Source organism: Coprococcus sp. TM115-187, assembly GCF_027679115.1.
GTDB classification, from domain to species: domain Bacteria; phylum Bacillota; class Clostridia; order Lachnospirales; family Lachnospiraceae; genus Allocoprococcus; species Allocoprococcus comes.
This window is the reverse complement of the sequence record NZ_JAQEKS010000047.1, coordinates 1-382: the sequence shown is the minus strand read 5'-3', so window position 1 is coordinate 382 and position 382 is coordinate 1. Positions and strand designations below refer to the sequence as shown.

Sequence of the window (382 nt, the reverse complement as noted above, 5' to 3'; positions counted from 1 at the left end):
AGAGGGTAATTTAGGGTATAACAAAATAACCCACCCGAATATCGTTTTTTTTATTTGGTGAGTTTGTTCTTTCAAATACGAAACAAAAAGAGCCGATGATTCGTGAATTGTTCCACAATTTCATCGGCTCTGCGTCTTAAGCGTCTGGCTCTTTGATGACAGTTATCTTCAAGTTGTCAACTTTAATCAATCTTTCTTGTCTGCATTTTGGACAATAAAGGGGATAATTCTCCAAAACAGTGTCCTTCCTAATTTTATTACGGGTTTTGTTCCCACAAACAGGACACAATATCCATTCGCATTTCATCATAATTAGTCTCTAATCCTTTCAAATCTCATTTTATATGACTTTTGCAAGCTGTTAAGCTAACTTGTGGAACAT

Annotated in this window: 1 protein-coding gene; it reads right to left on the bottom strand. The window is 35.3% G+C overall.

The features are described 5' to 3' along the window. Positions 1-136: 136 nt before the first annotated feature. On the bottom strand, positions 137-307 hold the full coding sequence (locus PGW42_RS15660) for a cysteine-rich KTR domain-containing protein (protein WP_224783670.1): 171 nt from the start codon (positions 305-307) through the stop codon (positions 137-139). Positions 308-382: the final 75 nt, after the last annotated feature.